Origin of the sequence: Spirosoma sp., from assembly GCF_048594605.1 — a bacterium.
Lineage (GTDB): Bacteria > Bacteroidota > Bacteroidia > Cytophagales > Spirosomataceae > Spirosoma.
The window spans coordinates 22,034-29,414 of sequence record NZ_JBMDWV010000343.1 but is presented as its reverse complement, the minus strand read 5'-3'; the positions used below and the strand labels follow the sequence as shown (position 1 = coordinate 29,414).

Here is a 7,381-nt window from a genome sequence, read left to right as displayed (position 1 = left end):
ACGGGTATTGTGCTGATTGTGGCCCGATTTATTCCTATCATCGGTCCGGTCGCCATTGCGGGTTTGCTGGCTCGCAAGAAGTATGTCCCCGAGTCGTCAGGTACACTGCCAGTCGATACACCGACGTTTGGACTGATGATTTTTGCGGTCATTTTCATTATCACAGCCTTATCGTTTTTCCCGGCACTGGCCCTGGGGCCATTGGCTGAATATTTCTCACTTAAATAAATACTCGTTACGTTCCCAACGGACGTAACACCTAAAATTCACTAAAATGGCAAAGTCATCTTCGCCTAGTTTGTTTCAACAGGAACTTGTTGGAACCGCCATACGGGAATCGTTCGTCAAATTGAATCCGGCCATCCTGATTAAAAATCCGGTTATGTTCACTGTTGAGATCGGAACCCTGATTATGACACTGGTTACGGTCTACGTCGCTTTCTCAGGGGATACTTCACAGGGATCATTAGGATATAACATCGTCATCACCCTGATCTTACTCATCACGGTACTATTCGCCAACTTTGCTGAAGCCATAGCAGAAGCACGAGGTAAAGCACAAGCCGAATCACTTCGGAAAACCCGCCAGGAAACGCCCGCCAAGGTCATTCGATCCGACGGGAATACAAAGTCAGATGAACGATCCGACGTAGTGCAGACGATCTCGTCCGCTTTGCTCAAAAAAGGCGACATATTCATCTGCGAGCCGGGTGATATCATCCCCTCCGATGGGGAAATTATCGAAGGCCTGGCTACGATCGACGAATCCGCCATTACTGGAGAATCAGCCCCGGTCATTCGGGAATCGGGTGGTGACAAATCCTCGGTAACCGGTGGCACGAAAGTCCTCTCAGATAAAATTAAAGTGATGGTAACCACCCAGCCGGGTGAGTCGTTTCTGGATAAAATGATTGCGCTGGTAGAGGGGGCCACCCGCCAGAAAACCCCAAATGAAATTGCGCTGACAATTCTGCTGGCTGGCTTTACGCTTATTTTTATCATCGTCTGCGTAGCCCTGAAACCCTTTGCGGATTACGCCAGTACGCCCATCACCATTGCTTCACTAATCTCATTGTTTGTTTGCCTAATTCCCACCACCATTGGCGGACTGTTATCGGCTATTGGTATTGCCGGTATGGACCGGGCTCTGCGGGCTAACGTTATTGCCAAGTCAGGCCGGGCGGTAGAAACGGCTGGGGACGTCGATACCTTACTGCTTGATAAAACGGGTACGATCACCATCGGTAACCGGAAAGCTACCAACTTTTATCCCGCTCCCGGTATTAAACAGTCTGATATAGTGCGAATCTCAGCGCTTAGCTCACTGGCCGACGATACACCGGAAGGCAAGTCGATTGTTGAACTAGCGGGGAATGAAGTTACCCGAAATTTGAACATGAACGGCTCGAAGCTAATCAAGTTCACGGCCGAAACCCGCTCCTCCGGCATTGATTTGTCTACGGGGGAACGTATCCGTAAAGGCGCAACAGACTCAATCCGGGCCATCGTTGAGCGGGCGGGCAATTATTTTCCAACTGAAATAGATGCAAAGGCCAAAGAGATTGCCGCTAACGGGGGAACGCCCCTGGTCGTCACAGAAAATGAAGAAGTGAAAGGGGTTGTCGAACTACAGGACATCATCAAACCCGGTATCGCGGAACGGTTTGACCGGCTACGTAAAATGGGCGTCAAGACGGTGATGGTAACGGGCGATAACCCACTGACGGCCAAGTTCATTGCTACAAAAGCGGGCGTGGACGATTTCATTGCTGAAGCCAAACCGGAAGACAAGATGCAGTACATCCGCAAAGAGCAGACCGGCGGTAAACTGGTGGCCATGATGGGCGACGGTACCAACGACGCTCCGGCACTGGCTCAAGCCGACGTAGGCGTAGCGATGAACTCCGGAACACAGGCGGCCAAGGAAGCCGGCAACATGGTGGACCTCGACAACGACCCAACCAAACTGATCGAAGTCGTTGAGATCGGTAAACAGCTTCTGATCACGCGCGGTACCCTAACGACTTTTTCCATTGCCAACGACGTAGCGAAGTATTTTGCCATCGTTCCGGCTTTGTTTACCCTGTCGATTCCAGCCCTGCAGGCGCTCAACATCATGCGCTTACACTCGCCTGAGTCAGCGATACTGTCGGCGGTGATTTTCAACGCAATTATTATCCCGATGCTCATTCCATTGGCACTACGGGGGGTGGAATATAAACCGATTGGAGCGAGTGCCCTGTTACGTCGCAATCTGCTGCTATACGGGGTTGGCGGTATTATTATCCCATTTATCGGAATTAAATTGATTGATTTGTTCGTCGGATTGTTTGTGTAAACTTGACAATAGAGCACTACGTATATAGCTCTACGTCATAAAATTCAAAAACTCATGAAAGCACATATTGGACCAGCGATTCGCCTGACGCTCGTGATGCTGGTGTTGTTAGCCGTTATCTATCCGTTAGTAGTAGCCGGAATTGCCAAATTAGCTCCCGGAGGAGGAAAAGGAGAAACGGTTACTGTCAATGGCAAAGTGGTTGGTTATAAATTGATTGGCCAGAAATTTACCGAAGATCGCTACTTCAATAGTCGCCCCTCTGCCGTAGACTATAACGCGGCTGGTTCCGGCGGCTCGAATAAAGGGCTATCAAACCCGGATTATCTGAAGACCGTGCAGGCGCGTATTGAAACTTTCCTGGTTCACAATCCGGGTGTGAAGAAAGCCGATATTCCAGCCGAGCTAGTTACCGCTTCCGGATCGGGCTTGGACCCGGATTTGTCGCCGGCGGGAGCTAAAATTCAGGTGGCCCGCATCGCCAACCTACGTGGTGTACCGATTGAGAAATTGACTCAACTGGTAGATCAACATACGGAAAGTCCGTTACTTGGTCTACTCGGCCCTGCGAAAGTAAATGTGTTAGCTCTGAACGTAGCATTAGATCACTTGAAATAGGTTAGGCCGGATAAACCCCGACCGGCAATTGAGTACAACGAAATCATAACCATGAAAACATTAGTTACCACATCTGCTTTCGTAGCTGGTGTACTAACCACCTCGTTCTCGCTGGCACAAATAAACGACACCACCACAATCTCTGCCCCTACCCAAGCCCAGTCGACCGTAGCGCCTAACTCGAGACTAACCGTATCGGGCTATATCGAAGCGTATTATAGTCATGATTTCACCGCTCCCAAAACTGTACAGGAGCGCCCTGGTTTCATTTACAATCACAAACGAAACCGGGAAGTCAACGTTAATCTGGCGTTTATCAAAGGTGCTTACGTGGGCGAACGAGTACGGGGTAATCTGGCTATTCAGGTCGGTACGTATCCACAGTACAACTATGCCGCCGAGCAGAATCTGGTGAAAAATATCTTGGAGGCCAATGCGGGCGTGAAACTCAGCGGGAAGAAAGACTTGTGGCTGGATGCCGGTATTTTTTCGTCCCACATTGGCTTCGAAAGTGCCATCTCAAAAGATTGCTGGACACTCACCCGCAGTATTCTGGCCGAAAATTCGCCGTATTACCTGTCGGGTGCTAAGCTGACTTACAACTCTTCGAACGATAAATGGACCCTGCTCGGATCGGTATTGAACGGCTGGCAGCGCGTTGCCAAATTGCCAGGTTACAGCGGTCCATCTGTCAGTACGCAGGTGCAGTTTCGTCCTTCTTCAACGCTGACGCTGAACTGGAGTACATTTGTCGGGTCGGATCGTCCGGATTCACTTGGGCAGGGACGGTTCTTTAATAACGTTTACGCCATCATCAATCCTACTGGAAAGGTTGGTATAATCCTGGGCTTCGATATTGGCTCGGATCGCAAACCGATCCTCAGCGGAAATCGTCGGGCAGGCAGCGGTTCGTACGTGTGGTATTCGCCGGTGGTCATTGCCCGGCTGGCAACAAGTGAGAAAAGCCACCTAGCTGGACGTATCGAATACTATGACGATAAAAACGGGGTCATCATCGCTACTGGCACCCCGAACGGATTCCAGACCTGGGGGTACTCGCTCAACTGTGACTACGCAATTATGCCTAACGCGCTATTCCGAATTGAAGGAAAAATGTACAGCAGCAAAGACGCCATTTTTGAAACGACGAGTGGCCTGGGCCGAACCAATACGGCACTAACGACTAGTCTGGCTGTTTCCTTCTAAGGCACTAGTCAGTTGTTAGGAATCGAGCCAGTGGCAAGATTACCTAACGTAGCATTTCTTACCACTGATTTTACGATTACCCGGTGTACCTAAACCCTGCCCTTTTTGCCATGTGTATTAGAGTAAAAGTTCAACTGATAAACTACACCTTAACTGGGCTGTCCGATCAGTTATACGTATCACCTAACCCCACCCTGCTTAATGGCTGACGAACGGGACCAATCGGCGGAACAGTTTCTTCGACTTATCCAGGCCTCGCGTCGGGGTAAGTTCAAGATTTATATCGGTATGAGTGCCGGGGTGGGTAAGACCTACCGTATGCTCCAGGAAGCGCATGCTCTCTTGCGGACTGGGATTGATGTAAAAATTGGGTTCATCGAAACCCATAATCGCTCTGAAACGCATGCGTTGATTGAAGGCCTTCCTATCATTTCCCGAAGAAAGCTGTTTTACAAAGGCCGAGAACTGGAGGAGATGGACGTTCAGGCCGTTATCAATACGCATCCCGAAATCGCTATTGTCGATGAACTGGCCCATACCAATATTCCCGGCTCCAAAAACGAAAAACGGTGGCAGGACGTACTGGATATTCTGGACGCGGGAATCAGTGTCATCTCAGCCGTCAATATTCAGCATATTGAAAGCCTGTACGATGAAGTACAGGAGATTACCCACATCGACGTTACTGAACGAGTACCAGACCGGGTTTTGCAGATGGCCGATGAAGTAGTCAACATTGACCTGACGGCCGATGAATTAATTACCCGTCTAAAAGACGGAAAAATATACGATTCCGCTAAAGTTCAGACGGCGTTAACCAATTTCTTTCAACCGGAAAAGATTCTACACCTGCGGGAACTGGCCCTGCGGGAAGTGGCCACAGCGGTTGAACGCAAGATCGAGACGAGCCTTCCCACAAATTTACAGGCCAAGCCAGAGCGATTCCTGGCCAGCATTAGTTCCAATCCGGACGTAGCGCGTCGGGTGATTCGCAAAACCGCCCGACTAGCCGCCTATTACAACTCGCGCTGGTACGTATTGTACGTACAAACACCCGCTGAAGACCCGGATCGTATACGTCTGGATTTACAACGTCACCTGATCAACAATTTTAAATTAGCTACGGAACTGGGAGCAGAAGTCATTCAGGCCAGAGGCAGCGACGTAGTGAACTGCATTATGGAGGAGGTGAAGAAACGAAATGTGACAACAGTTTGCATTGGCAAACCCCACTTCAACCTGATTCAGATTATTCTGCGCACGTTTGCTTTCAATCAACTCCTCAATCGGCTCTCTGAGTCGGATACGGATTTGATTATTCTTTCTTAACCCTGAATCTCAACAGCTAATGACACTTAAAACCAAAGTATCGCTCTCGTTTGCCTTTCTATTTGGCGTTATCCTTGTACTGGGTGGACTGGGAGCTTTTTATCTGAACCAGTTAGCCAGCGATTCGAAAGCGATTCTGAAAGACAATTACATTTCGCTCGAGTTCGTCAGCAACATGCAGAAAGCACTAATCTCGCTCGACGATCCCGATGCGTTCTCTGACTTTGAGACGAATCTAAAAAAGCAGGAAGCGAATCTTACCGAGGTTGGCGAAGAAGAAAACACCCATGCTGTACGCCGGGAGTTTAATCGTTTGCGAGCGGGAGCTGTCGATGCTCCTACGATCAAACGCATCCAACAGCACCTGCTTATTATTGATGATGTCAACCGGCAGGCGATTGTGCGAAAAAGCAATACCGCCGAGCAGACCGCTCAGGATGCGCTACTCTGGCTTGGGTCGATTGGTACGTTCTGTTTCCTGGTTGTATTTTCGTTTGTGGTCAACATTCCGTCTTACATTGCCGGGCCCATCCGGGAGTTGACCCGAGGTATCAAGCAGATTACCAGCCGTAATTTTGAAGAACGACTGCATTTCCGGTCCAGCGATGAGTTCGGCGAACTGGCCCGTTCTTTTAATTCCATGGCTCAGAAACTCTATGAATATGAACATTCCAGCCTGGCCAAACTTCTTTTTGAGAAAAAACGAATCGATACGCTGATCGAGATTATGAGCGAAGGAATTATTGGTCTGGATGAGAAGCGCCGAATCCTGTTTATTAATCCGGTGGCCGAACGTTTGCTCGGGGTCGAACGGCAGAAGCTAATCGGTCAGTACGCCCCCGATGTAGCGACAACGAATGATCTGCTACGTTCGCTGATTCGGGATATTATGGTTGACCCGGACGAGCATGAAGCGCCATCGGCCACGCTCCTCCGCCCGGCTGAGAATGGAGCTGGCCTGTTGAAAATCTACGATCCGGGTCAGCAGGGGCAAGGGAAGGAATGCTTCTACAACAAAGAAATCCACACGGTCGAAGTAATTCCCACGGGCGAAACGGAGCCTGTTCAGGCCGGTTACGTGATTGTCCTACTGAACATTACGTCGTATAAAGAGTTAGACCTGGCCAAAACGAATTTTATTGCTACCGTATCGCATGAATTGAAAACCCCTATTTCTGCGATTAAAATGAGTCTGAAATTATTGACAGACAAACGCCTGGGCAGCTTAAACACCGAACAGCAGGAGATGGTGGCGCATGTCGAAGAGAATACAGACCGGCTATTACGTCTAACCGGGGAGCTGTTGAACATGGCGCAAGTTGAATCGGGCCAGATTCAGCTTCACATGCAAGCTACTAACCCTGCCAATCTGGTTCTGGTAGCGACAGATGCACTGAAAACCCAGGCAGAGCAGAAACAAATCCGGTTTAACCTGACCATTCCACCGGATTTACCTGCTGTGAGTGCTGATCCTGACAAAGCGTCGTGGGTGCTGGTTAATTTTCTCTCGAATGCGATCCGGCACAGTCCAGATCAATCGACTGTTGATATTGTGGTTTGTTTAGCGGATGATCAGGTTGAGTTTACGGTACGTGATTACGGGACTGGGCTGCGGGAGGAACACCGTGAGCGAGTTTTTGACCGCTATTTCAAAGCGCCGGGTCTCAATGGGTCCTTTAATGGAACAGGGCTGGGCTTGGCGATTTCGCGAGAATTTATTCAGTCAATGGGGGGGCAGATTGGATTATACCCGAACGTAGCACCCGGAGCGTCCTTCTATTTCCAGCTACCAATGGCGTAGCTATGCCCATTTCAACGCATTACTGCCTAAAAAAGCCGTCTGGTTCATGATTGATAGGTCGACAGAAGCACAATAAAAGCCGGGCAAGT

The 7,381-nt window shown here is 49.5% G+C and carries 6 protein-coding genes; all 6 read left to right on the top strand.

The genetic code is table 11. The annotated features are described in order from the left end of the window. A partial coding sequence (locus ACOJS8_RS20845) for a potassium-transporting ATPase subunit KdpA (RefSeq protein WP_420150484.1) occupies positions 1–228 on the top strand: 228 nt, incomplete at its 5' end. 46 nt (positions 229–274) lie between these two features. Next, complete coding sequence (gene kdpB, locus ACOJS8_RS20840) at positions 275–2,338, top strand: potassium-transporting ATPase subunit KdpB (protein ID WP_420150483.1); 2,064 nt, start codon at positions 275–277, stop codon at positions 2,336–2,338. Positions 2,339–2,392: 54 nt separating this feature from the next. Next, on the top strand, positions 2,393–2,956 hold the full coding sequence (locus tag ACOJS8_RS20835; protein WP_420150482.1) for a K(+)-transporting ATPase subunit C: 564 nt from the start codon (positions 2,393–2,395) through the stop codon (positions 2,954–2,956). Positions 2,957–3,007: 51 nt separating this feature from the next. Beyond that, on the top strand, positions 3,008–4,162 hold the full coding sequence (locus ACOJS8_RS20830; protein ID WP_420150481.1) for a porin: 1,155 nt from the start codon (positions 3,008–3,010) through the stop codon (positions 4,160–4,162). A gap of 201 nt (positions 4,163–4,363) precedes the next feature. After that, positions 4,364–5,491 carry a sensor protein KdpD gene (locus ACOJS8_RS20825; RefSeq protein WP_420150480.1) on the top strand — a complete coding sequence of 376 codons (1,128 nt, stop codon included), beginning with the start codon at positions 4,364–4,366 and terminating at the stop codon, positions 5,489–5,491. Between the two features lie 19 nt (positions 5,492–5,510). Further along, positions 5,511–7,292 carry an ATP-binding protein gene (locus tag ACOJS8_RS20820; protein WP_420150479.1) on the top strand — a complete coding sequence of 594 codons (1,782 nt, stop codon included), beginning with the start codon at positions 5,511–5,513 and terminating at the stop codon, positions 7,290–7,292. Positions 7,293–7,381: the final 89 nt, after the last annotated feature.